Here is a 23,681-nt window from a genome sequence, read left to right on the forward strand (position 1 = left end):
AGATACCTATTTTTGCCTAATAATAAAAATTTAAATAAAAAAAAGCTGTAAGGGAATACAGCTTTTTAAAAATTAGGTTTTAAAGTGTATTTTTTGTAGAAATTATCCAAAACTTCTACCACTTCATCTTCATTATCGACAATTTTGAAAAGGTTTAAATCTTCAGCACAAATATTGTTTTCTTGTTCTAATAAGACTTCTTTTATCCAGTCTATTAAGCCAGTCCAGTAGCTTCTTCCCACTAAAATAATAGGAAAACGGGCAATTTTTTTGGTTTGGATTAAAGTAATCGCCTCAAACATTTCGTCCAAAGTCCCAAAACCTCCAGGCATAACCACAAAACCCTGAGAATATTTGACAAACATTACTTTTCTAACAAAGAAATAATCAAAGTTAAGGTTCTTATCTGGGTCGATATATGGATTGAAATGTTGCTCAAAAGGCAAATCAATGTTTAGACCTACCGAAGTGCCATTACCTAAATGAGCTCCTTTGTTTCCGGCTTCCATTATTCCAGGCCCACCACCAGTAATGATTCCGTAACCTGCTTTACTGATTTTAAATGCAATTTTTTCGGCTAATTGATAGTATTTGTTTTCAGGTTTGGTACGTGCTGATCCAAAAATAGAAACACAAGGACCTATACGGCCCATATTTTCAAAACCATTAACAAATTCTGACATGATTTTGAAAATCGCCCAACTGTCATTAGTACGGATTTCATTCCATGTTTTTTGTTTTAATCTATCCTGAATAATTTTTTCTTCGTCGTTATCAAAATCTTCCAATTTCATCTTTTAAAGTTTTATTTTAATTATTACAGATTGAATAATTAAAGGTTAATAAATTTGAATTAAAAAAGATTAGTTTTTTAATTAATTTGGAGCGTCTTGTACTAAATTAAGGCTTTTTGCTTACAAAAACTATAACAGCATATCTTAAAATTTGTATAAAAAAATCTACAGAAGCCAAGTGCTTGTTCGTTAGTCGTTTGTGGAAATGAAAAAGCAAAATCAGAAATGATTTCGCTTAGTGTTGCTTGATTTTGTGGCTAAACTTTACAATCAGTTTAACGTAAAAGTTACTTTTTATAAATATCCAAAATCCAATTATAAAAGCTGTTTTTCCATAATCCTACAGAGTGACCTTCATCATAGGCTAAACCAAAGCCATGATCGCCTTTAGAATAAACGTGTAATTCCGATTGGTTAACTTCGGCAACTACAGCAGATAAAAATGGTAGTGCTCTTTTCATTGTCCATTTTTTGTCATCTCTGGCGATTGCCATAAAAAAGGGAGGTAAGATTGATTTGTCTTTTACACTTTCAAGTAGTTTTAATCTATCTCCTGCATAAATTAGACCTGTAAAGGCTGGTTTCCAAGGTGAATTTTGACTAACACTTGTAAAAGTCAACCATTCCGATATAAATCCACCTGCTGAAAAACCAAGTACACCTATTTTATCTTTATCAAATTTTAATTTGTCAGCCAATTCAATCATTGTTATCACGCTCGCATTGACATCTTTTTTAAGTGCTTCAAAATACACTGTTTCCATCGGAATTTTAAATTTTCCTTTTTCATCTTTAGTGTTAGTTCGATATTTTACAACCATACAGCTGATTCCTTGTTGCGAAAGCCAAATTGCCAAATCGGTTCCTTCTTTGTCAACCCAGTTGTTAACAAAACCTCCTCCGGGAAATATGATGGTTGCAATGTGTTTATTGTTGGTTTCAGAAGCAGGAAAAAGCATATAAGTTGGTTCAGAAATGTTGCTGAAAACACGATTTTTTTGTGATAATGAACCTGATTTTACAAGCGAATCGACATAGGTTTCTTTTTGCTCATGTAGAATTGGGTTGTCTTTGATTCCGTCTGGAAATAAAGGAATTTCTTTAGGGATTTGCGCAAATATTGAAAAGCATTGTAATAGAAAAAATAGGAATAGAGAGGATTTAAGTTTGGTCATGGTTAAAATAATTGTTTGGTTAACTGGTTTTTAATCAAATATATAAAAATATTTAGTAAAATATAATTTACAGAAATGATAATAGCAACCAAAAACCTCCCCGCCCTTTGGTACCCCTCCGGAGGAGGGGAATGGGAATTAAACCAACTCTTTTTTCAAGAACTTAGCAGTATAGCTTTTTTTGACCTGAGCTACTTCTTCAGGAGTTCCTTTGGCAACAACAGTTCCGCCGCCTTTTCCGCCTTCAGGACCAATGTCGATGATGTAGTCGGCAAGTTTGATAACGTCCAGATTATGTTCGATAATCAGGATGGTGTTGCCTTTATCGACTAATTTATTGATTACTTCCATCAATACGCGAATGTCTTCAAAATGCAATCCTGTAGTAGGTTCGTCCAGAATATAAAAAGTATTTCCGGTATCTTTTTTAGACAATTCTCCTGCCAGTTTGATGCGTTGGGCTTCACCACCGGAAAGCGTAGTACTTTGTTGTCCCAGAGTGATATAGCCCAATCCAACATCCTGAATGGTTTTGATTTTACGGTGAATTTTAGGAATGTTTTCGAAAAAAGGAACAGCTTCATCCACTGTCATCTCTAAAACATCTGAGATTGATTTTCCTTTGTAACGAATTTCTAAAGTTTCTCTGTTAAAGCGTTTTCCCTGACAAGTTTCGCATTCTACATACACATCAGGTAAAAAGTTCATTTCAATAGTGCGAACTCCAGATCCCTGACAGGTTTCACAACGACCTCCGGCAACATTAAAACTAAAGCGTCCTGCTTTGTAACCGCGAATCATACTTTCGGGAGTTTTAGTGAATAAAGTTCTTATCTCGCTAAAAACTTCTGTATAAGTCGCCGGATTAGAGCGCGGAGTTCTACCTATTGGACTTTGGTCTATATCAATCACTTTATCAATGTGTTCTAAACCTTCGATTTTTTTATAAGGCTGCGGCTTTTTAACGCCGTTAAAATAATAGGCATTCAAAATAGGATAGAGCGTTTCATTAATCAAAGTAGATTTTCCACTGCCAGAAACTCCAGTCACACAAATCATTTTTCCTAAAGGCAATTCGATAGAAACATTTTTCAGATTGTTTCCGGTTGCACCTGACAATTTTAATGTTTTTCCATTCCCTTCACGACGTTTTTTTGGAATTTCAAACTTCATCTTACCATTGAGATATTGAGCGGTAATTGTCTGGGAATTAAGAGTTTCTTTAGGTGTTCCGATACTTATGATTTCACCGCCAAATTTTCCAGCTTTTGGGCCAATGTCGATTACATAATCGGCGCGTTCAATCATGTCTTTGTCGTGTTCTACCACAATAACTGAATTACCTATGTCTCGTAATTGTTCCAATGAGTGAATCAGTTTTTCATTGTCTCTTTGGTGTAAACCAATACTTGGTTCGTCCAAAATGTATAAAACACCAACAAGCTGCGAACCAATTTGTGTCGCTAAACGGATGCGTTGTGCTTCACCTCCCGAAAGTGATTTTGAACTTCGGCTTAATGCTAAATAGTCCAAACCTACATTCATCAAGAAGTCTAAACGATCCTTAATTTCTTTGATTACTTCAGAAGCGATAAGTAGTTGTTTTTCTGATAAATGTAAATTTAAATTGTGGAACCATTTTGTTAAATCAGAAATATCCATTTGACACAACTCGGCGATATTTTTCTCATCGATTTTAAAAAACAAAGCTTCTTTTTTCAAACGGGAGCCTTCACAAACAGGGCACTCTAATTCGTCCATAAAATCTTTTGCCCAACGTTTTATTGTGCTAGAACCACTCTCGTCATGTTGGTTTTTAATGAAATGAGAGATTCCTTCAAAATCTATTTTGTAATCACGGGCAACACCTAATTCTTTAGAATTGATCGTGAATTTTTCTTTACCACCATTCAAAATCATTTCCATAGCTTCTTCCGTGATGCTTTCAATAGGATCAGTGATTTTGAAATTGAATTTTTGTCCGATGATTTCCAACTGTTTAAAAATCCAGCTGGACTTGTATTCGCCAAGAGGGACAAAACCACCTGCTTTTATGGAAAGCTTTGGATTTGGTATTATTTTTCGAACATTAATTTCGTTTACCGTTCCTAAACCATTACAATGTTCGCAAGCTCCTTTTGGAGAGTTGAATGAAAACAAATTAGGCTCTGGATTTTGGTACGAAATTCCCGTTGAGGGACACATTAAATTTCTACTAAAATAGCGCACTTCTTGTGTATCCTGATCTAAAATCATCAAAACATTTTCGCCGTGATGCATTGCTGTATTGATACTTTCAGATAATCGTTTTTGAGTATCTTCATTGTCATCAATTAGCATTCGGTCTACTACAATTTCGATATCATGGGTTTTATAACGGTCTAATTTCATGCCCGGCGTAATATCCAGAATGTCACCGTTGACACGTACTTTTAGAAATCCCTGTTTGGTAATTTGCATGAATAACTCGCCATAATGTCCTTTTCGGGCGCGAATTACCGGAGCAAGAATATTGATGCGCTTGTTAGCAAAATCAGTTACAATCAAATCTTTTATTTGCTCGTCTGAATATGAAATCATTTTTTCGCCGGTATTGTAACTGTAAGCATCGGCTCCACGAGCGTAAAGTAAACGCAGGAAATCGTAAATCTCAGTAATAGTTCCTACGGTAGAACGCGGACTCTTAGAAGTTGTTTTTTGCTCAATAGCAATAACAGGTGACAATCCATCTATTTTATCTACATCAGGACGTTCCAGTCCTCCTAAAAATTGTCTGGCATAAGCAGAAAAAGTTTCTACGTAACGGCGCTGTCCTTCGGCATAAATGGTATCGAAAGCTAAAGAGGATTTTCCAGAACCCGAAAGTCCTGTAATAACTACCATTTTTTCACGGGGGATAGAAATATCAATGTTTTTAAGATTGTGAACTCGGGCACCTAAAACTTCAATTGTATTGTCTTTGTCTAACATAATTAATTGCTAATTGCTTCTTTCATCGCAATGACAGCAAAGTTACTATTTTGATTTGGCTTTATAGTAGAACAGTTGGGAAGTTTATGTTAAAATGGGGTATAAAAAAACGCTAATTGCTTTTAGCGTTTTCTTTTTCGGTTAGCCATATAGTTTTCAATAGCTAGCTTGCTCGTGTACCAGTTTCGACCTTCTTTATAAGCGTCAATTTTTCCGGTTCGGGCTAATAAACTGATGTATTCCTGACCATAAAGAGCATCAGGTTCACTAACAATATCTGAAATTTTTTGATAATCATTGTCGTTGTCTGGCATGGCATTCAAATAAATATTCAAGGTGCGTTCAAGTGCCTGACACATTAGTAATATCATTTTTTGATAATTACCATTATTAGCCTGATTTAATGCTTCATAATATTTTTTACGGTCATTTTTAAGAATGATTGCCGGTGGAAAACCACAACGCATCAATAATAAATTCATAGATAAACGAACCGTTCTTCCATTGCCATCAAAAAAAGGATGAATCCAAACTAATTTATGATGAAAAACGGTGGCTAGTTCAATATCATTTAATTGTAATGGATTAGTATTGATGAATTGAATTAATTCATCAACTAAATCAGAAACTTTATTCGCATTTGGTGGGACAAAATTAGCTCCGGTAATGCGAACACCTCCATTGCGAAGCCTTCCGGCAAATTCGTCTTCAATAGAACGCAATACTAAACCATGTAAAGATAAAATATCAATACTTCTTAGAATGTAATTATCATTTAGGATTGAAAACAAATAATCAATAGCCTTGTCATGATTGTGTGTTTCAAAATGTTCCCGAAGCGATTTTCCTTTTACGGTTATACCTTCCTGCAATACCATTTGAGTTTCTCGGAGACTCAGTGTATTTCCTTCGATACTATTAGAATTGTAAGTCCATTCAATCGAAAGACTTTCTCTAATTTTATTTAAAGCCATAGTGGGTAATGGTCGAGAAGATTGTAAAAGTTGTTTTTTTTCATACAATCTATCGAATACTTCCTGAAATTCTTCTCGATATGTCATGTCAATATTCCACATAACTCAAATGTTATTTATAATCGGTAAAGTTACAAATTTAATCTATCCGATATTAATTTTTAAAAATAAAAAAAACACCCTGTATAGGATGTTTGAATAATTTTAGAATAGAAAATGATTTTATTCGATAGTCATCGATTTTAGTTTACTTCTGTAGGCTTCCAGTGCTTCCGATTTTGAAATGAAACCATAATATTTTTCGTCCTTGATTACAGGTAAATATGTTTTTCTGGTTTTTTCAAATTTGTCCATGACCACCTCCATGTTATTAAATGGATATATAATATCGGCGGGATTTTTCATGATTTCTTTAATCAACGTGTATTTGACTCTGTATTTGTTAAAAATAACCTCTCTGATTTCGTTAAAATGAACCACGCCTAATAAATGTTTTTCCTTATCAACAACAGCAAAAACGGTTTGGGTAGAATGCGAAATCAAATCCACTAATTTTTCCAAATTATCATCAGGAGCCAGTGTTAAATAATCGGTATGGATGATTGAATTCGTATTTAATGTAGACAAAACATTAGTGTCTTTGTTGTTAGTAAAAGCATGTCCTTTTTGAACCAAACTTTTAACATCCATCGAGTGTTTTTCGAAGGTTTTTGAAATTGCAAAACTGATAGAAGCTACAATCATAAGTGGAAGCATTAGGCTGTAACCACCAGTAATTTCAGCTATAAGGAAAATGGCTGTCAGCGGCGCATGGAATAATCCACTCAAAATTCCGGCCATTCCTATCATCGTGAAATTGCTTATAGGTAAGTGAGTTAATCCAGTAAGGTTTAAGGTTTTTGCAAACACATACCCCACATAAGAACCCATAAAAAGGGAAGGAGCAAAATTTCCTCCGTTTCCACCGGAACCCAAGGTAATCGAAGTAGCAAAAACTTTCATCATCATTGTTGCTGCTACAAAAAACAGAATAACCCATTTGTTGTTTTGGAACGAACTAAATAAGGTATTCTCTAATAATTCCCCGGCATTATTGTCGGCCAGCGTTCGGATACTTTCGTAACCTTCGCCAAAAAGCGTTGGAAAAATAAAAATCAGTACCGCTAATATCGAAGCGCCCAAAAGTGCTTTTTTGTATGGGTTTAATCGCAGGTGAGAAAAAAAATGCTCTGTTCTTTGAAAATTTCGGGTGTAAAAAACCGAGATAAATCCGGTGCAAACTCCTAATAAAACATAAAACGGAATGTTGTGGTAATCAAATTCTTTTTGTTGTTGAACTTTTAATAAAATGGTTTCGTCTAACGTAATTACAGAAACTAAAGCTCCGGTTGCCGCGGCAATCATGATAGGAGTAAAGGCTGAAATACTCACATCGACCAGTAAAAATTCAATTGCAAATAATACTCCGGCAATAGGAGCGTTAAACGCAGCACCAATACCTGCTGCAACACCGCAACCTATAAGTAGGGTTCTGTCTTTGTAGTTCAGTTTGTAATTTTGCGCAAAATTAGAACCAAAGGCAGCTCCGGTAACCACAATTGGACTTTCTAAACCTGCCGAACCTCCCAAACCTACCGTCAGGGAACTGGTCATGATATGCGCATACATTTGTTTTCTAGGGATGATACTCGCTTTTTTAGCCACAGCGTATAATATTTGCGAAGTTCCTTTTTCAATCGTTCCGCCCAGCAGACGTTTGATTACAAAAACAGTCAGTAAAAGTCCGGCAATGGGAAGGATACTGTTAATGAAACTTAATTTCAAAATTTTGTTGATATAGGTTGCAAAAACAAATACCCAGTGAGCGAAAGATTTCAAAACAATTACGGCAAGGGCTGAGCTAATACCCACTAATACACTCGAAAGGAAAATAAATTGTTTTTCAGTTAACAACGATTGGGCTATACCAATTATGCTTTCCAGTTTTGCTATATATTTTTTGAACATTATTCTGTTTTTTTGAAATTGCTAAAATACTATAATTTTAAGCGTCGGCTAAATTTTTAAGGGCTTCTTTTCGGCTTAAAGGCTTTAAGTTATTAACCAAAACAAATTCTTTTACGGCTCCTGAATTCGTTTTTGCATATTCCCGTAATGACCAGCCAATTGCTTTTTGAATAAAAAATTCTGTTGAATTTTGATGTTGAATACAAATGGTTTTGAGTAACTCAAAATCGGTTTTTTGTTTGTAACCCAATTGGAACAGAATAACACTTCTGTTAAGCCAGATATTGTTTGAATTTGAAAAATTTCCCATAGTTTCTTTAATAGCATCAGGAAATTCTAAAAGATATTGTCCCAGAATATATTTCGAAATCGTATCCACATTGTCCCACCAGGAATTTGTGGTGAGTAGTTTTTCAATCAGTAAAATATCTTCTTTTGTGTAATTCCCTTGGAGCTCTTTGATTAGAATTTCTATGGCGCAATAGTGTAATTCTCTTTGTTCTTTTGCATACAATTCTAAAGCTATTGCTCTGGCATTTTTTGAAACTTCCACTTTGTTTGCTTTCCAAATTTCTTTAAATCGTTGTCTTCTTTCGGTTGTTTTGATGCCAAAAAATGAAAAATGATTTTTCATGTATTTCGCCATTGCCAATGCGTTTTCGGTATTGCTTATTTCGCAGAAAGCTGTTTCTAATTGTTTTACAAATTCCATTCTAAAGTGAATTTAATTTTGAGGCACAAAAGCTTTTGATGTCTTCGAAAAAAGAGCTGAACTCTGTTTCAAATTCCTCATAATATTCCTGAAGTTCTTCAGATGCAAAACGCATATTCGATTTGTTGTCAGTTCGACGATCCATCCGGCTTAAGATTTCATGGATTCCGTCAATGCTTTGATAGCTCAAGAGCCAGTTTTGTTTTTCCATATATGGTAAAATATTTTGTGCTCTTTCGCTGAGTAAATTATAATGCGTATGCATGGATTGGTAAAAACGACTGATATATTTTTCTAGATTTTCATCCGAATAATTGCTCCAATTTTTGGCCAAAAAATGATCGTAAAAAATATCAACGATTACTCCGGCATAATGATGATAACGTTCGTGAAGGCGTTTGGTACTTTCTCTGAAGATGGGATGCGCATCTGTATAAGTATCGATGGCTCTGTGCAACAGAATCCCTTTTTGAATTTCCGGGGAATATTTTTCAAATTGCTTTCCGCGAATGCCATCGGCCATGAAATTGCCAATTTTTACAAATTCGTCATTGCCGGAAAGATAGATGTGTGCTAAGAAATTCATTCGTCTAAAATATGAAATCTAATTGACTTTTGTTAGCTGTCAATTGTTATATTTGTGACCAATATTCTTAAAAATAACCAAACAATAAAATAAAACAAGAATGACATTAATTAAATCAATATCCGGAATTCGTGGTACTATTGGAGGTCAAACGGGTGAAAATCTTACTCCGGTAGATGCAGTAAAATTTGCTTCGGCTTATGGTACCTGGTTGAAAAACACCTATGGAAAAGACAATAAAAATCTGAAGGTAGTTGTAGGACGTGATGCCCGAATTTCAGGACCCATGATTCATAATTTAGTGGTGAATACTTTAATAGGTTTAGGTATTGACGTTATTGATTTAGGATTGTCTACAACGCCTACGGTTGAAGTGGCTGTACCCTTAGAAAGTGCCGATGGTGGACTTATCTTAACGGCTTCACACAATCCAAAACAATGGAATGCTTTGAAATTACTGAACCACAAAGGAGAATTCTTAAATGGAGTAGAGGGAGAAAAAATCCTGGCGATTGCCGAAGCAGAAGCTTTCGACTTTGCTGATGTGGACAGTTTAGGTGAAGTGATTGAAAACGACGCTTACATGGATATTCATATTGACGAAGTATTGAATTTACCATTAGTAGATATCGAAGCGGTGAAAGCGGCCAAATTTAAAGTAGTGGTGGATGGCGTTAATTCTTCGGGAGGGGTAATTATTCCTAAGTTGTTAGAATTAATGGGCGTGGAAGTAGTAAAATTATATTGCGAACCAAACGGACATTTTCCTCATAACCCGGAACCTTTAAAGGAACATTTGAAAGATATCTGTGAATTGGTTGTAGAAGAAAAAGCTGATTTTGGTATCGTAGTAGATCCGGATGTGGATCGTTTGGCATTTATTAGCGAAGACGGAGAAATGTTTGGTGAAGAATACACTTTGGTAGCTGTTGCTGATTATGTGTTGAGCAAAACGCCTGGAAATACCGTTTCTAATATGTCTTCTTCCCGTGCGTTGCGTGATGTAACGAATGCCCATAACGGCAATTACGAAGCGAGTGCAGTAGGAGAGGTGAATGTAGTGGAATTGATGAAAAAGAATAATGCCATCATAGGTGGTGAAGGAAACGGTGGAATTATCTATCCGGAGTCGCATTATGGTCGTGATAGTTTGGTAGGAGTGGCTTTGTTCCTGACGCATTTGGCTAATAAGAACATGAGTGTTTCGGCTTTGCGTGCTTCTTATCCAGAGTATTATATGAGCAAAAACAAAATCGAATTGACTCCGCAAATTGATGTGGATGCTATTTTAGTGGCGATGACAGAGAAATACAAAAACGAAGATATTTCTACAATTGACGGAGTGAAAATTGATTTTGCTAACGAATGGGTACACTTAAGAAAATCCAATACCGAACCAATTATCCGTATTTATACCGAAGCACCTTTGCAATCTCAGGCGGATGCTTTGGCATTGCGCATTATTGATGAAATCAAAGCAATCGCAGGAATTTAATTTTCCATATAAAATTTAAAAGCCCTTTCAGATTTTCTATTTGTAAGGGCTTTTTTTATAGCATTTATGGAAATAACAGTCTATTACTTTTTTGTCACATCGAGCGCTGTCGAGATGCGCAATTAAGGTTCTCGACTGCGCTCGATGTGACAATAGGACTTTTTTAATCCCATTGATTAGAGGATGATGCTGCCAATTTTCCACCTCCGGTAAAGAATAAGCATAAAGCTCCGGAAATATATAAACCTAATAACTCTAATTTCCAGCCACCATGTTCGCTTAATTCAAACAATTCTGAACTGTGTGCTAAAAATAGCGCAAACAAAGCTCCAAAAACATACACTGCCGAAGCTAATCTTGTTCTAAATCCGATAAGGATTAATATAGGAGCTATAACTTCTGTGATGTAAACTCCATACGACATAAAAGCGGGTAATCCTTTTTCAGTCAACATACCTCCAATTCCTTCAGTATGACCAAATTTTGCGATTCCGTGCAACAACATTAATCCTCCCACAGCGATGCGAAGGATTAATAAACCTAAATCAGTATTTTTATTCATAATTCATTTGTTATATTTTGAACTAAAATACTGCTGTTTTATTTAAAAAGATGTTTTTTGGCAAAATTTTAGGATTATTTCGAATTCATTTTTTGATGATTTCTCCCCTCGCTAGCGCGAGCGTCCCGCTCGTGCCCACCATCTAATTCCTATCAATTTCCAAAATAGATTGGTCATTATTACCATAATTTCTAGCACTACTATATTTCCAATCTATGGGGTCGGTTACAAATCCTGTTACCACAGGATTATTGTGAATATATTCTAACTTTTGCTCAAATACTTTCAATGACCAAATCTCGATTGGTTGATTATTTTGTTGCCAAAACTGTCCATTGGTAACATTACTATTCTTTTTTCCAGCTCTCTCAAACATCCAAAGCATCCATTCTTTTCTACTTTCTTGCGGATTAGCTTCTATGAGTTGGAGCATTTTTTTTGAGGTAAATCCTTTAAAATCTCTTATCAATCCTGAAGGATCATTTAATGCGGAACGAAAAATTAAATGTACATGGCTCGGCATGATACAATAACCATAGAGTTCCATTCCTTTATTCTTTCTGCAAAAATCTAACGATTCTATTATACACCAAAAATAAGCATCTCTGGTAAACACATCTATCCAGTTTACGGTTGCAAAACTGATGAAATAAGCTCCTGATTTTTCTCCAAATTTATATTTTCGGCTCATTGTTTTAAAATAGATAAAAATAACTCGTTCCACTTTGTGGGCACGAGCGTGACGCTCGCGCTAGCCTGGGGTAAGTACAAATTTTGCAAATGCAAAACAAACTTTCCATAAGCACCAAAACCCAACTTACTCTTCTAGCGGTTATATGCCGTTTTTAAGTACATATTTGATTTCAGATTTTGTATATTTTCCTTCTATATACCATGTTAATAACTCTTTAAATGTCATGTCAGTAACCTTTCTTGATGGTTTATAAAACGAAGGCTTATTTATTTTTACGTTATTTAAAGTTAGTAATTCAATTGTCTTAAGCGGAAGCCAAACAGAAAGGATTAAAAGGTTATAAAGTGCTATTTCTGAATTTGCGATTTCACCTTCTGAATGGAAATGTTCGTCATAATTGAAATCAGAATGTTCTAATTCGAACTTTTCCACAAATTTAGTTAGCAAATAATAATTGTCCTCGCCATAAAAGCTTAAGTCTTCGGCAATTTTGGTTTTTAAAGACTCAACGTTTTCTCCAGCTTCTTTTTCAAGAAAGTTTTTTACAGTAATGTAGGCAAGTTTTAATTTCTCAAATTCCACTAATCTTTCTTCTTGCATAAGTTTTGTTTTAAAATGGCATATAACGTCAGTCTGAGAAAAAACTTCCGTTTTTGTTTCAAACAAATATATATAATAGTTTTATGAAAAAGCAGATTTTCCCTCGCTAGCGCGAGCGTCCCGCTCGTGCCCATCCTGAATTTTTTAATTTCTTTGTGTCCACGAGCGTGACGCTCGCGGCAGCTGGGGATTTTCTACTTTGCTAGTGCGAGCGTCCCGCTCGTACCATATTGCTATTCCATTTTTTGTGTTTTGTCCTAAAATAAGTGTATATATTGTTACGGGCACGAGCGAGACGTTCGCGCTAGCGAACCTTAAGAAAAACGCTCGCGCCAGCTGGGGTAATTTATTTTAATTCAGGAAGTTCGACACCTAAATTAGTTGCTTTAGCTCTTAAATCAATAAATTCTTTTTTGGAAAGTGTAGAAATGTGCTTTCTAATATGATAGCACTTTCCATTTGATAAATCGATTTTTAAATTAGAATCTATCCAATGTGCGTGAGGATTGGATGGAAAATGATCTGCATCGTTTTTGTGAATGATGAATACTTTACCCTTGCTTTTTATTTTAACTTTTGTTTCTAATTCCTCAATTTCATCAGGTACTTTAAAATCAAAATTTATTTCATTTCTTATTTGATTAAAATCATAATTATCAATTACATTATCGATTTCAGCTACTGTAATAGGATGTTCATAAAACTCTAAAGATAATTTTGCTGCAAACTTATCTAAATACGAAGCCATAAGAATCTTTATTAAATCAGATTCTTGTATATCAAGATTTGGATAATTTATTTTTACATTCTGGTGTTTTGAGATTAAATATTCCATAAAATCATCAAAATCCAATTTTAGTTCTTTCATTACGTTATTGTGTGATTATTGCATACAACTTGTTTATACTCGCTACAAACCAGCGACAATCTATCTCATTTTGGATGTATAGTCGTTACTGTATAGCATATTTTACCCAAATATATAGATAAATTATTACAAATTTCTACAGTATATTTTATTTGAGGAGATTTTTTTTATTAAGAGAAGTTTGTTACTTAAAAATTCACTCTGAAACTTACATTAGGTGTCAAACCCAGTGATTTGTTGTTAACCTGTACGGTTTTTGAAGTATCGTTAGGATCTACTTTGTAGTAACGATTGATAATGTTGTTTTGATTGCTAACATTGATAATTCCCGCTCTTAGGATGGCTTTTAGCCTTGGACTAAAACTGAAATCATAGCTCAGTGACGTATCCAAACGTAAAAAATCATCCAGATTCAGGCTGTTAGGGGCATCGTAATTCACAAAATAGTTGTTGCCGTTTTTGACCGTTTCATTGCCTGCAACGGGTTTGGTATACGGAATGCCGCTGTGGTAAATGGCACCAAAGGAAATTTTGAAATGCTGCTGAAGGTTAAAATTAAACCCAAAGGTCACTGAATGTCTTATATCCACATTATTCGGGAAGGTGGAAGGGGAGAAACTTTCAAAGTAGTAATTGTTTTGGCTAAAGGTATAACTCAACCAAGTACTGTATTTTTGGGTGGTTTTGTTAATTAAAAATTCAATACCTCTGTCGGTGTAGCTGCCATGTGCATTTTGGTATTGAAAATTGTTGTAAAAACCTTGGTTGGAAGCCGTAATTCCGTTCACTACTTTATAAAAACCATTCAGTTCCATATTCCAGTTGGCCTCATTAAAATCAAATCCTAATGAAACTTGCTTGCTGGTCGCAATCGGGATATTTTGATTGTCGACCAATTGCCAGCGTCTTTTTTCCACACCCAGAAAATCATCTTCAAAATCGATTATTTGGGTGGAACTTTGATTCTTAAATTCGCTTTCTACTTTTAAAGCCAGTTGCTCTGAAAGTTTTTGTCTGAAATTGATGCGGGGTTCCAAAAGGAATTTTTGGAATTTTTGGAAATAATTCAGTCGGACGCCTAGACGAAAATAGGTGTTGTTCTTGTTGTATTCGGTTTCGGTGTACAAAGCCTGATTGAGTAACACACTCTTTTTGGTACTCGAATAAAACGGATTGTTCACTCGGGTTTGATTGAGCATCCCCGTTTCGTTTAGCTGATAACCGGATAAAAGGCGGATATGTTCATTAAAAGCATAATACAAATTCAATTTGGTCGCCGTTTCAATCACTTCATTCGCTTCGGTCAACATCTGATCGGTGGCAATGCGATAATCGCGGGAATCAATGTTGTATCTGGAGTAATAGCTGTTGAATTGCGTGCTTAACTTTGGTGTCCATTGGGCATTCCAACTTCCGCCTAGTCCGATATTCTTTTGCGAAAGCGCACTGGATTTGGATTTGCTGTCATCGGAGTTATTGGTTTCCGTATAATTTAATTCATTAGTTATCCCAATAAAATTGGCTCTAAATTGATGTTTGTCGTTTGCATCATAAAGAATTTTGGCGGTATAATCGTAGAAATAAAAATCGGAACTGCTGTTTTTAGTGGTATTATCAGCATTGATTTCAGTGTCCTGAAAACTCTTTTTGTAATAGTTGGTATAAGTAGGCGTGTTGACAAAATCGGTAATGGAATGACGGGCGGAAAGATCGATTTCCAGATTTTTGGCTAACGGAATTTGAACAAATACATCACCGCTGATCAGGTTGATACCTCCACCGCCGGAAACGGAATTTTTGATTTCGCTATTGGTACTCATATTAATCATACTTGAAACACCATCGCTAAATTCGGCACTGGTACCGTTTTTAGTCACCACAACCTTGTTGGTTAAATTAGGATTGTAAGCCGAAATTAAACCAAAAAAATGACCGGAATGATACATTTTGATATTGTCCCAAAGCATAAGGTTTTGGTCGTTCGTTCCACCGCGTACATTGATATTGGCGACACTTTCATTAGCACTTTCAATTCCCGGCAGTGTTTGAATGGATTGTAAGACATCAGGTTCTGTCAATCCGGGAAGGATGCCAAATTTTTTGGTGTTTAAAATGGTACTTCCATCGATAGCTTTTTGTAAACCGGAAGTTAGAAACACCGGAATCAATACGGCATTGAGTTCTTCTTTGGTTGGTTTCAAATAGATCGTTGGACAATCTTTTGCGGAAGCGAAAAAAGCGGTTGCTTTGATTTCTTTGGTTTCAAAACCTAAATGAGAAATAGTAATGCTGGTTTCCAGAGGAATATTCTCCAGATTGAAACTTCCGTTTTTTGAAGCAATCGTTACTTTCGAATTATTGGTTCGGATAGTTGCTCCCGAAAGGCTTTTTTGGGAATCTTCGGTCAGAATAAATCCGCAAATACTAATGGTTTTATCCAGCCGTGAAATGGTAATATAGCGACTGTCGAGTGCTTTGAAATTCAGCGGGACTTTTGCGTTTAAATAGTCAATGGTTTGCTGAAGATTGAACGCATTAGAAGGTTTTTCGATACTAATGGTATTGATGTCTTCTACAGCATACGAAAATTTAATACTGAACTGTTGTTCCAGGTTTTTAATAATAGCCGTTAATGGAGTTTTGTTACTGCTTGTTTGCGCAGTACTAATACTCCCAACGGAAATGAGCAAATAAAAAATCCATTTATTGAACTTCATATTGGTACAATGTAACGGTGTTGCCTTTTATGGTATAGCTTAATTGTAATGGAATAGTGATGGATTCCAGTGCGATTTTTTGATTGGTATGCGTGAAACTTCCGGTGAATAATTTTGTGGTATCAATAGCTTTAGTATCAATTTTAATATCATATTGACGCTCTAATTCGGCGATGACCTGATGGAATGGAATACGTGTAAAACTGGATTCTTTTTGTAACCAGGAAGGTGTTTGAGCATCAAAATCATCTGTTTTTTCAATCTGTTTGTTAATGACTCTAAAGCTTTTTCCGGGAGGTAATTTTACGGTTGTATTATTGTAAGTTACACTTACCAAACCTTCAAAACAGCTTACTTCGTAATAGTTGTCTCTTTGTTTGACATCAAAATGAGTTCCTAGCACTTTTACTACTCCGTCGGTGGTTTTTACACTAAAGGTTTTCCCTTTTTGAACCTGAAAATAAGCTTCTCCTTCCAGAGTTAAATCTCTTTTCTTGTCCCAATTGTGTTCATTGAAAGTAATTTTGGAAGAAGCATTCAAAAGCACTTCCGAATTATCCGGTAATTTAAAGGTTTGTGTTTGTGCAATTCCGGTTTCAAAAGTTGCATTAGTGTTCAAAAACAGCCAATAAGCCGAGGCTAAAAGAACCACAAAAACAGCTGCTACTTTAAAAACAGTACTAAAATACAAAGGGCGTACTTTAGTTTTCTTTTTAGTTAGTTTTCTGTTCTTAAATGCAGCCAAAGCTTCTTCGGCATTTATTTTTGGTGTATCGATGTGTGATGCATAATGCGCAATTTTTTCTATGGTGTCAAAACCCTCCGATTGTTTTAAATCAGCAGTTTCGTCAGCCGAAAGTTCACCATCAAGCCATTTTAATATTTCTTTTTCCTTTTTCATGAGTTCTCGCTATAATGATAAGACAACTGTATCGTTTTTTACCCTACTATTCAATGCATTAAATATTTTCTATTTGTTCTTTTAAAATTTTCAAAGCGCCCGACATTCTTTTTTCAACCGCTTTTTGACTGATGTCCAATATTTCGGCAATTTCTCTGTATTTTTTTCCGTCAATTCGATTCATTAAAAAAACTTCGCGTTGAGCTTCGCTTAGAGAACTTAGTGCTTTTTGCAATTTTATTTTGAATTCTTCTTCTTCTAAAAGGTATTCTGGACTTTGATTGGTTTTATCTAGCACTGGTGTTTCTTTGGCGAAAGCCATAACTACTTTTTGATGTTTGACCGAGTTAAGAAATAAATTATTTACGGTTGTAAATAGATAGGTTTTGACTTTAGTATAATCTATTTGGGAGCAATTTTCCCAGATTTTAGCAAAGGCTTCCTGGACTAAGTCTAAAGCAGCATCAGCATCGCCTGATTTGTAATAGGCAAAATTAGTTGCCGATTGAATCGTTTTAATATAAAATTCGCTAAAATAGGATTCTTCGCAAAGATTATTTTTCTTCTCTGACATTCTCTTAGGATTGGGATTTGGTTAGGGTAAAAGTAATTTATTTTTTTTGAAATTGATTTCTTTTTTGTTTAGTTGCACTTTTTTAAATATTTAAAATATTGGTGTTTAGTATTTTATATTATTTTTTGATTTTTTTTGTTTTTTAGGGTGGGGAAAAAATGTTGATGGTTGTCTTACTGATAGAAATGCGAATAATTCGGCATTAATTAACTATTAGAAAATATTAAATTTGTAAAATTATGAAAACATTACAATTGATTACAGGAATTGCTTTGATGGGTATTTTTAGTTTAACCTCTTGCCAAAGCGAAATTGAAGAAGTACAAGGGGATAACCCAAATACTGCTAACTCTACAGCAGCTACTAATCTTAAAAGAGTATCCATGTTTGATGGTTCGTCTGATGATTTTTTAGATGATTCCTCTTGCTCTTCTATTGTATTTCCATATGTTGTTAAAATTAATGGTATTCAAGTTAGTATCTCAAGTCAAACTAATTTGGAGGCTGCATTATCAATTATAGGGGCAATTGACGATGATGCTGTGGAATTACAATTTCCTGTTAAAATTAAAATGAGTGATTATACAGTTGTAACTGTTAATAGTCAATCAGAATATGATGAAATTACCGAAAATTGTAGTGAAAGTGAAGATGCGATTTCGTCAATAAACATTAAATTCCCAATTACAATGTTATCTTTTGACTCTAGTTTACAACTAACAGGAAGTGTAGTGATCAAATCTGAAGAGGAATTGTATTTATATATGAAGAATATGACTTCAACAGAACTTTTTTCAATACAATACCCTATAACTGTTACACTTTCAGGTAGTACAAGTCAGATAATCAATTCAGAAGCAGAATTTAAGGCTGCAATTAATGCTGCTTTAGATATTAAATCAAAGATGGAAGTAGCTGAAGATAACAAAGAAAAATTGGAGGCTATTTTAGTTAATGGGACTTTTAAAGTGAGTTCTTATATTGTTGCAGGAGTGGAATCGGTTACTAGTTATTATTTGAATAAGACTATTGACTTTACAAACGATTGGAAGGTGAAGTCTATGGAAACATTGACTACTGTGGCTTCAGGTACTTATAGTATGAAATCAGAAACAGATGTATATTTACAATTAGATTTTACTAGTAATACTAATTTTACGGTATTCAATAAATCATGGAAAGTAACTAGTTTTACTGCCTCAACAATTACATTGCAAAGTACAACCAATAGTGCAGTAACTTTAGTATTAAAACAAATCTAATTGTTAAAGCTTGATTTTTGCAGATAATTTGTTTTTAATTTCTATTTTGCAAAGGAAAGTTTTTTATAAAAATATATCAATGAAGAAAATATTAGCTGTTGTTGCTTTAGTTTGTTTATTTCTGAATTCCTGTTCTGATTCTGAAGGTAATACTAAGGCTGCCAACCAAAAGGGATTAGGTTCCTCAGCCCATGAATTATTGTCGGAAGATAAATTTGACAGTATGATTATAGAAGTGGTTTATGTAGAAGGATTTGAACCTTCGGCAACAGCATTAAATAATTTCAAAAGTTTCTTAGAAAACCGAGTAAATAAATCGGGAGGAATTACAATTCAAAAAAGAGCTATTCCTTCGCCGGGAAATGAAAGCTATACTAATGCACAAATTATTGCCATAGAAGCAGCAAACCGAATTAATTACAATGAAGGAAGTCAAATTGCAGTTTGGGCTTTTTTTGCAGATGCAAAATCTTCTTCAGATACAAACACATCAGTTGTTTTAGGTACAGCTTACAGAAATACTTCTTTTGTAATTTATGAAAATACCATTAAAAAAATGAGTGGTGGTTTGTATAAGCCAAGTACAACGGTTTTAGAGTCTACAGTAATCGAACATGAATTTGGTCATATTTTAGGTTTAACCAATGCAGGAACAGCCATGCAAACAAATCATGAAGATGCGAATCATAAAAGACATTGTTCAAATAGTAGTTGTTTAATGTACTGGGAAGCCGAATCAGGAACTAATTTAACAGGTGGAACAATACCACAATTAGATGCACAATGTATAGCAGATCTTCAGGCTTTTGGCGGAAAATAATTTTTAAGACAGACATATGAAAAGATTATATTTAATGGGATTGTTGCTAGGTTTAGTAACATCTGTAGCGGCACAGGAATCTTCGTCGCACAAATCCAATGGGGGGATTAAAGGAGGATATAACTTAGCTTCGGTAAGTTTTGATGGTGAGGGAGAAACAGATACTCGAAATGGTTTTCATATCGGAGTTTATGGAGAATCTTTTTTAAGCGATTCCTTTTCTATCCAGCCGGAATTACTATTTTCGCAACAAGGTTATGAAATTACAAACGGTTCAGGAAGGTTTATCCAAAAACTAAATTACATCAATTTACCTGTAATGTTCAAAGCCTATCCTTCACAAAATTTTTTCTTGGAAGCAGGTCCGCAAATAGGTGTAGCTATTACACACAAGGAAATTTATGAGGGTTTATTTAGCAGTACTCAGGAATATGACCCAAGCAGTTTAGATTGGGGAATGAATTTTGGAGCTGGTTTCAAAACCAATTCAGGAGTGAGTTTAGGAGTGAGATATCATCTGGGATTAGGTGATTTATATGATGAACAAAAAGCCCAAAACCGAGTGTGGATGTTTTCTCTAGGATTTGATTTGTAAACGTCAAATCAGTCATTTTTTGAATATAAAAAAAGCTTAGTGTGTAATTGTTGAACAATTCGGCTAAGCTTTTTTGCTTTATTCAGGTTGGTGTTTCCATCTTTTATGCGTCCAGAAATAATATTCAGGAACTTCATAAATTTGTTTTTCTACTTCTTTAATATAGCGATGGATGATTTCATAATTAGGCAATGATTTTGGTTCATCAGTTATAGGGATTAAAGTAGCTTCATAATAGCCTCTTTTGACCTTAGTAACTTTGGCAAAAACCACATTAAGATTGTATTTTTTGGACAACAATTCCGGACCAATATGAACCGGAGTTTCAATTCCCATAAAACTTTCCCAATGCGCAATTTGTTTCGTTTTTGGGGATTGATCACTGATAAGTCCGTAGAGAGACAGGATGCCTTTTCTTTGATTGTTGGCCATTAAAGGAATGGTTTTTTCGGTGGAAACTAATTCAGTTTTAAATTCAGAACGAATTTTTTTGATAAGGTTGTCAAAATATCGGTTGGCAATTCTTTTATAAACAGCTACACCCTGATAACTTGACTTTAGGTTGATTGCAATTAACCATTCCCAACTGGCATAATGAGAAGCCAAAACCATAATGCTTCGATTTTTTTCTTCAAATTCTTTAAGTAATTCCGGATTGGTAATTTTAAAACGTTGTTGTATTTCTTCGGGTGAAATAGTCATGGTTTTTACCATTTCCATAAATAAGTCACAAAAATGGTGGTAGAATTTTTTTTCAATGACCAAGCGTTCTGCATCAGTCAAATGGGGTAAAGCAATTTTTAAATTGTTTTTTACTGTCTCTTTGCGATAGCCTATAATGTAGTAAACTACTAAGAAGATTAGGTCAGAAATCCAGTAAAAAATTCTAAATGGTAAAATGGATATCAGTAAAAGAAACGGATAAGCGATTATAAAAGCTAAAAATTGCATGCAGTATTTTTTAAAGGTACAAATATAATTAAAAAAGAATATCCTATATAAAGTTGCGTTTTACTGTAGTGCTATGTTGGATTCCTTATATTTACCATTGATAATAAATAAAACTATGAATACTTTTTTGATTGCAATTATACTCGCCAATGTTCTTTTTAGTTACAAAGGATTTAATGATTATTCTTTTTTTAGAAAATACGAATTTCATTTGGGCAGTATTCGTGCCGGTGAACAAATTAGAATGTTAACTTCCGGATTTCTACATGCCGATTTGGGGCATTTGGCCTTTAATATGATTACGTTGTACTTTTTTGCTCCGGTGGTAAGCGCTTATTTAGGAAACTTAATGTTTGTAATGATTTATTTTGCAAGTCTAATTTGTGGAAGCCTGCTCACATTGGTAATTCATAAAAACGAATATCATTATCGTGCTGTGGGTGCATCTGGGGCTGTTACAGGAGTTTTGTATTCGGCAATTTTGTTACAGCCTGATATGATGTTGGGAATCTTTTTTATAATTCCAATGCCGGCCTATCTTTTTGGAATTTTATACTTATTATATTCCATTTATGGTATGAAAGCCAAAAATGACGGAATAGGGCATACGGCTCATTTTGGTGGAGCCATTGGAGGTTATCTTATTACTTTGTTAATTTATCCTGATTTAATTTTTACAGAACCATTGATGGTGAGTTTGTTAACGATTCCAATAGTGTTATTGTTTGTTTTGATTAAGAAAAATAAGATTTAATGGCATAACTTTTGGATAGTTGTTGTAAACTTAAAAACATAAAATCATGAAAAGAAAGATAGTATTTTTAGCCTTAATGTTAATGCCTTTTGCATATGCTCAAGAGATAAAGCAAGTTCCTCAAATAACAGTTTCGGGAGAAGGAAAAGTTAAAGTAACTCCAGATCAGGCTACAATTTCGGTTTCAGTAGAAACGAAAGGAAATGTAGCTAAGGATGTAAAAAAAGAAAATGATACTAAAATTGATGCGGTTTTAAAACTCATTAAGAAAATGAATTTTGCTTCTTCCGATTTTCGTACGCAACGCGTGAGTTTGAATCCACAGTACGATTATGAGAAAAAGAAAACCAGTTACAATGCAACTCAAACTATCGAAATTATTGTTCGTGATTTGAATAAGTATGACGAATTGATGGATGGTTTAGTAAACCAAGGCATCAACCGAATTGATAATGTGATTTTTCAATCATCAAAATTAGCAGATTACGAATCGGAAGCTAGAAAATTAGCGATGAAAGAAGCCAAACACAAAGCCGAAGATTATGTATCAGTTTTAGGTCAAAAAGTTGGAAAAGCAATGACGATTTCTGATAACACACAAAGTTATTCACCACAACCGGTTTACGCCCGATTTAAAACAATGTCTTTAGCAGAAAGTGATGCTGCTCCTAGAGAAACATTGGCAGCAGGAGAGATTACTATAACAGCCAATGTAAGTGTGAATTTTATTTTGGAATAATCTATTTTTAAAAGTAAAAAAGCCAGTAAAACTTAATTTTACTGGCTTTTTTTATGGATTGAGATTAATGTAATTAATCTTGGTTTGTTACTTTTCTATATGGGAAAGAACCAAAAACGTGTCTTTTAGCAAAACGTGCAGGAGAATCTGCATTTACCATTTTCACATAAGTTGCTTTAGGAACACTGATGTATTCATAAACACTTCCGTTAGAGAAATTAACTACTAATCTTGCTTCTTCAAATTTGTAATCTGTAATAGTAGCTGTAGCAATAGTTTCCTGATATTCTGGTAAATTTTGTTTGATAGTCTCAGGATTGATACTTACTAAATGGTGGTAAGCTTCAATAATTTTTTTACTGTTTTCCTCAGCAGCTTTTAAACCAGCTTCATCACCTTGAAATTTATCCGGATGCGCTTCTTTCATTGCATTACGATAAATGGTTTTCAATTCTTTCAATTGTACAGTTTTATCAACATTTAAAAGCTTACGGTATTCAACTATTTTTTTCATAAATTAGGATAAATGCTTGTCTTTAAAGTAGAAAAGCAATTGATTTTTAGTTTCTAGATTGACAATTTTTTTGCAAAGGTACACTTTTTTTTAAGTTTTCAATTTTCCTTTTGAAAAAAAGAAAAAAGTTTTTAAATGCTAATAGTCAGATAATCAGCGATTACTGTTCTGGTTTGTTATTTGCCTTATCAAAGTTTTTTGACTTTTTAGGATATTGTTTGAAACTAATGTCACTTGGATTTTCAATAATTGATTTTATCGTAATCCAATCACCTACAGCGAATTTAGATTGTACCATTTTGTAATCCAGCAGATATTCTCCGCAAAAAAAGTTGTTGTTTTCATCTTTTTCAATAACTCCTGTAAAAACACCTTTTTGTAGCATCTTTTTATCTGAAGATTTGTCCATAATATTTT

Annotated in this window: 23 protein-coding genes; 6 read left to right on the forward strand and 17 right to left on the reverse strand. The window is 34.3% G+C overall.

Annotated features, from left to right (window positions below; all coding sequences use genetic code 11):
• Positions 1 to 65: 65 nt before the first annotated feature.
• The 7 genes from AAEO59_RS06560 to AAEO59_RS06590 form a co-directional block, all read right to left on the reverse strand.
• Complete coding sequence (locus AAEO59_RS06560) at positions 66 to 794, reverse strand: LOG family protein (protein WP_341699938.1); 729 nt, start codon at positions 792 to 794, stop codon at positions 66 to 68.
• Positions 795 to 1,081: 287 nt separating this feature from the next.
• Positions 1,082 to 1,969, reverse strand: a complete 888-nt coding sequence (locus AAEO59_RS06565; protein WP_341699939.1) for an alpha/beta hydrolase — start codon at positions 1,967 to 1,969, stop codon at positions 1,082 to 1,084.
• 138 nt (positions 1,970 to 2,107) lie between these two features.
• Positions 2,108 to 4,939, reverse strand: coding sequence for an excinuclease ABC subunit UvrA (gene uvrA, locus AAEO59_RS06570; protein ID WP_341699940.1), 2,832 nt, complete (start codon positions 4,937 to 4,939; stop codon positions 2,108 to 2,110).
• A 122-nt stretch (positions 4,940 to 5,061) separates the two neighbouring features.
• On the reverse strand, positions 5,062 to 6,015 hold the full coding sequence (locus AAEO59_RS06575; RefSeq protein WP_341699941.1) for a Fic family protein: 954 nt from the start codon (positions 6,013 to 6,015) through the stop codon (positions 5,062 to 5,064).
• 120 nt (positions 6,016 to 6,135) lie between these two features.
• Entirely contained in the window at positions 6,136 to 7,920 is a 1,785-nt protein-coding gene (locus AAEO59_RS06580; RefSeq protein ID WP_341699942.1) for a chloride channel protein, read from the reverse strand.
• Positions 7,921 to 7,957: 37 nt separating this feature from the next.
• Entirely contained in the window at positions 7,958 to 8,632 is a 675-nt protein-coding gene (locus AAEO59_RS06585; protein ID WP_341699943.1) for a DNA alkylation repair protein, read from the reverse strand.
• A gap of 1 nt (position 8,633) precedes the next feature.
• Positions 8,634 to 9,218 (reverse strand): acyl carrier protein phosphodiesterase, encoded by a 585-nt coding sequence (locus AAEO59_RS06590; RefSeq protein ID WP_341699944.1) that lies wholly within the window; start codon positions 9,216 to 9,218, stop codon positions 8,634 to 8,636.
• A gap of 100 nt (positions 9,219 to 9,318) precedes the next feature.
• Between AAEO59_RS06590 and glmM the strand changes: the two genes are divergently transcribed.
• Complete coding sequence (glmM, locus tag AAEO59_RS06595; protein WP_341699945.1) at positions 9,319 to 10,713, forward strand: phosphoglucosamine mutase; 1,395 nt, start codon at positions 9,319 to 9,321, stop codon at positions 10,711 to 10,713.
• Positions 10,714 to 10,876: 163 nt separating this feature from the next.
• Here glmM and AAEO59_RS06600 read toward each other — a convergent pair whose 3' ends face one another.
• The 7 genes from AAEO59_RS06600 to AAEO59_RS06630 form a co-directional block, all read right to left on the reverse strand.
• Positions 10,877 to 11,275 (reverse strand): DoxX family protein, encoded by a 399-nt coding sequence (locus tag AAEO59_RS06600; protein WP_341699946.1) that lies wholly within the window; start codon positions 11,273 to 11,275, stop codon positions 10,877 to 10,879.
• Between the two features lie 142 nt (positions 11,276 to 11,417).
• Positions 11,418 to 11,966 carry an REP-associated tyrosine transposase gene (locus tag AAEO59_RS06605; protein ID WP_341699947.1) on the reverse strand — a complete coding sequence of 183 codons (549 nt, stop codon included), beginning with the start codon at positions 11,964 to 11,966 and terminating at the stop codon, positions 11,418 to 11,420.
• Between the two features lie 141 nt (positions 11,967 to 12,107).
• Positions 12,108 to 12,569, reverse strand: coding sequence for a hypothetical protein (locus tag AAEO59_RS06610; protein WP_341699948.1), 462 nt, complete (start codon positions 12,567 to 12,569; stop codon positions 12,108 to 12,110).
• 346 nt (positions 12,570 to 12,915) lie between these two features.
• Positions 12,916 to 13,437, reverse strand: a complete 522-nt coding sequence (locus tag AAEO59_RS06615) for a hypothetical protein (protein ID WP_341699949.1) — start codon at positions 13,435 to 13,437, stop codon at positions 12,916 to 12,918.
• A gap of 188 nt (positions 13,438 to 13,625) precedes the next feature.
• On the reverse strand, positions 13,626 to 16,154 hold the full coding sequence (locus AAEO59_RS06620) for a TonB-dependent receptor (protein ID WP_341699950.1): 2,529 nt from the start codon (positions 16,152 to 16,154) through the stop codon (positions 13,626 to 13,628).
• On the reverse strand, positions 16,141 to 17,055 hold the full coding sequence (locus AAEO59_RS06625; RefSeq protein WP_341699951.1) for a FecR family protein: 915 nt from the start codon (positions 17,053 to 17,055) through the stop codon (positions 16,141 to 16,143). Before AAEO59_RS06625 ends, AAEO59_RS06620 begins: the two co-directional genes overlap by 14 nt.
• Before the next feature lie 58 nt (positions 17,056 to 17,113).
• Positions 17,114 to 17,629, reverse strand: a complete 516-nt coding sequence (locus tag AAEO59_RS06630) for an RNA polymerase sigma factor (RefSeq protein WP_341699952.1) — start codon at positions 17,627 to 17,629, stop codon at positions 17,114 to 17,116.
• A 239-nt stretch (positions 17,630 to 17,868) separates the two neighbouring features.
• On the opposite strand from AAEO59_RS06630, the gene AAEO59_RS06635 reads away from it, so the two are divergent.
• The 3 genes from AAEO59_RS06635 (at position 17,869) to AAEO59_RS06645 (ending at position 20,306) form a co-directional block, all read left to right on the forward strand.
• Positions 17,869 to 18,891 (forward strand): hypothetical protein, encoded by a 1,023-nt coding sequence (locus tag AAEO59_RS06635; RefSeq protein ID WP_341699953.1) that lies wholly within the window; start codon positions 17,869 to 17,871, stop codon positions 18,889 to 18,891.
• Between the two features lie 79 nt (positions 18,892 to 18,970).
• Entirely contained in the window at positions 18,971 to 19,711 is a 741-nt protein-coding gene (locus AAEO59_RS06640; RefSeq protein ID WP_341699954.1) for a membrane metalloprotease, read from the forward strand.
• 16 nt (positions 19,712 to 19,727) lie between these two features.
• Positions 19,728 to 20,306, forward strand: coding sequence for a porin family protein (locus tag AAEO59_RS06645; RefSeq protein ID WP_341699955.1), 579 nt, complete (start codon positions 19,728 to 19,730; stop codon positions 20,304 to 20,306).
• Between the two features lie 78 nt (positions 20,307 to 20,384).
• Here AAEO59_RS06645 and AAEO59_RS06650 read toward each other — a convergent pair whose 3' ends face one another.
• Entirely contained in the window at positions 20,385 to 21,257 is an 873-nt protein-coding gene (locus AAEO59_RS06650; RefSeq protein WP_341699956.1) for a lysophospholipid acyltransferase family protein, read from the reverse strand.
• 115 nt (positions 21,258 to 21,372) lie between these two features.
• On the opposite strand from AAEO59_RS06650, the gene AAEO59_RS06655 reads away from it, so the two are divergent.
• Together AAEO59_RS06655 and AAEO59_RS06660 are read left to right on the forward strand one after the other, a co-directional pair.
• Positions 21,373 to 22,011: a rhomboid family intramembrane serine protease gene (locus AAEO59_RS06655; RefSeq protein WP_341699957.1), complete on the forward strand. Its 639-nt coding sequence runs from the start codon at positions 21,373 to 21,375 to the stop codon at positions 22,009 to 22,011.
• A gap of 46 nt (positions 22,012 to 22,057) precedes the next feature.
• Positions 22,058 to 22,750, forward strand: coding sequence for an SIMPL domain-containing protein (locus AAEO59_RS06660; protein WP_341699958.1), 693 nt, complete (start codon positions 22,058 to 22,060; stop codon positions 22,748 to 22,750).
• A gap of 73 nt (positions 22,751 to 22,823) precedes the next feature.
• Here the strand turns inward: AAEO59_RS06660 and AAEO59_RS06665 are convergent, their stop codons facing one another.
• Positions 22,824 to 23,264 (reverse strand): KTSC domain-containing protein, encoded by a 441-nt coding sequence (locus tag AAEO59_RS06665; RefSeq protein WP_341699959.1) that lies wholly within the window; start codon positions 23,262 to 23,264, stop codon positions 22,824 to 22,826.
• A gap of 160 nt (positions 23,265 to 23,424) precedes the next feature.
• Positions 23,425 to 23,673: a hypothetical protein gene (locus tag AAEO59_RS06670; RefSeq protein ID WP_341699960.1), complete on the reverse strand. Its 249-nt coding sequence runs from the start codon at positions 23,671 to 23,673 to the stop codon at positions 23,425 to 23,427.
• Between the last annotated feature and the right edge of the window lie 8 nt (positions 23,674 to 23,681).

Source organism: Flavobacterium flavipallidum (genome assembly GCF_038289905.1).
GTDB classification, from domain to species: domain Bacteria; phylum Bacteroidota; class Bacteroidia; order Flavobacteriales; family Flavobacteriaceae; genus Flavobacterium; species Flavobacterium flavipallidum.

Coding starts and splice junctions, on each gene's coding strand:
- AAEO59_RS06560 (WP_341699938.1), bottom strand. CDS start 794: ATGAAATTGGAAGATTTTGATAACGACGAAGAAAAAATTATTCAGGAT.
- AAEO59_RS06565 (WP_341699939.1), bottom strand. CDS start 1,969: ATGACCAAACTTAAATCCTCTCTATTCCTATTTTTTCTATTACAATGC.
- uvrA (WP_341699940.1), bottom strand. CDS start 4,939: ATGTTAGACAAAGACAATACAATTGAAGTTTTAGGTGCCCGAGTTCAC.
- AAEO59_RS06575 (WP_341699941.1), bottom strand. CDS start 6,015: ATGTGGAATATTGACATGACATATCGAGAAGAATTTCAGGAAGTATTC.
- AAEO59_RS06580 (WP_341699942.1), bottom strand. CDS start 7,920: ATGTTCAAAAAATATATAGCAAAACTGGAAAGCATAATTGGTATAGCC.
- AAEO59_RS06585 (WP_341699943.1), bottom strand. CDS start 8,632: ATGGAATTTGTAAAACAATTAGAAACAGCTTTCTGCGAAATAAGCAAT.
- AAEO59_RS06590 (WP_341699944.1), bottom strand. CDS start 9,218: ATGAATTTCTTAGCACACATCTATCTTTCCGGCAATGACGAATTTGTA.
- glmM (WP_341699945.1), top strand. CDS start 9,319: ATGACATTAATTAAATCAATATCCGGAATTCGTGGTACTATTGGAGGT.
- AAEO59_RS06600 (WP_341699946.1), bottom strand. CDS start 11,275: ATGAATAAAAATACTGATTTAGGTTTATTAATCCTTCGCATCGCTGTG.
- AAEO59_RS06605 (WP_341699947.1), bottom strand. CDS start 11,966: ATGAGCCGAAAATATAAATTTGGAGAAAAATCAGGAGCTTATTTCATC.
- AAEO59_RS06610 (WP_341699948.1), bottom strand. CDS start 12,569: ATGCAAGAAGAAAGATTAGTGGAATTTGAGAAATTAAAACTTGCCTAC.
- AAEO59_RS06615 (WP_341699949.1), bottom strand. CDS start 13,437: ATGAAAGAACTAAAATTGGATTTTGATGATTTTATGGAATATTTAATC.
- AAEO59_RS06620 (WP_341699950.1), bottom strand. CDS start 16,154: ATGAAGTTCAATAAATGGATTTTTTATTTGCTCATTTCCGTTGGGAGT.
- AAEO59_RS06625 (WP_341699951.1), bottom strand. CDS start 17,055: ATGAAAAAGGAAAAAGAAATATTAAAATGGCTTGATGGTGAACTTTCG.
- AAEO59_RS06630 (WP_341699952.1), bottom strand. CDS start 17,629: ATGTCAGAGAAGAAAAATAATCTTTGCGAAGAATCCTATTTTAGCGAA.
- AAEO59_RS06635 (WP_341699953.1), top strand. CDS start 17,869: ATGAAAACATTACAATTGATTACAGGAATTGCTTTGATGGGTATTTTT.
- AAEO59_RS06640 (WP_341699954.1), top strand. CDS start 18,971: ATGAAGAAAATATTAGCTGTTGTTGCTTTAGTTTGTTTATTTCTGAAT.
- AAEO59_RS06645 (WP_341699955.1), top strand. CDS start 19,728: ATGAAAAGATTATATTTAATGGGATTGTTGCTAGGTTTAGTAACATCT.
- AAEO59_RS06650 (WP_341699956.1), bottom strand. CDS start 21,257: ATGCAATTTTTAGCTTTTATAATCGCTTATCCGTTTCTTTTACTGATA.
- AAEO59_RS06655 (WP_341699957.1), top strand. CDS start 21,373: ATGAATACTTTTTTGATTGCAATTATACTCGCCAATGTTCTTTTTAGT.
- AAEO59_RS06660 (WP_341699958.1), top strand. CDS start 22,058: ATGAAAAGAAAGATAGTATTTTTAGCCTTAATGTTAATGCCTTTTGCA.
- AAEO59_RS06665 (WP_341699959.1), bottom strand. CDS start 23,264: ATGAAAAAAATAGTTGAATACCGTAAGCTTTTAAATGTTGATAAAACT.
- AAEO59_RS06670 (WP_341699960.1), bottom strand. CDS start 23,673: ATGGACAAATCTTCAGATAAAAAGATGCTACAAAAAGGTGTTTTTACA.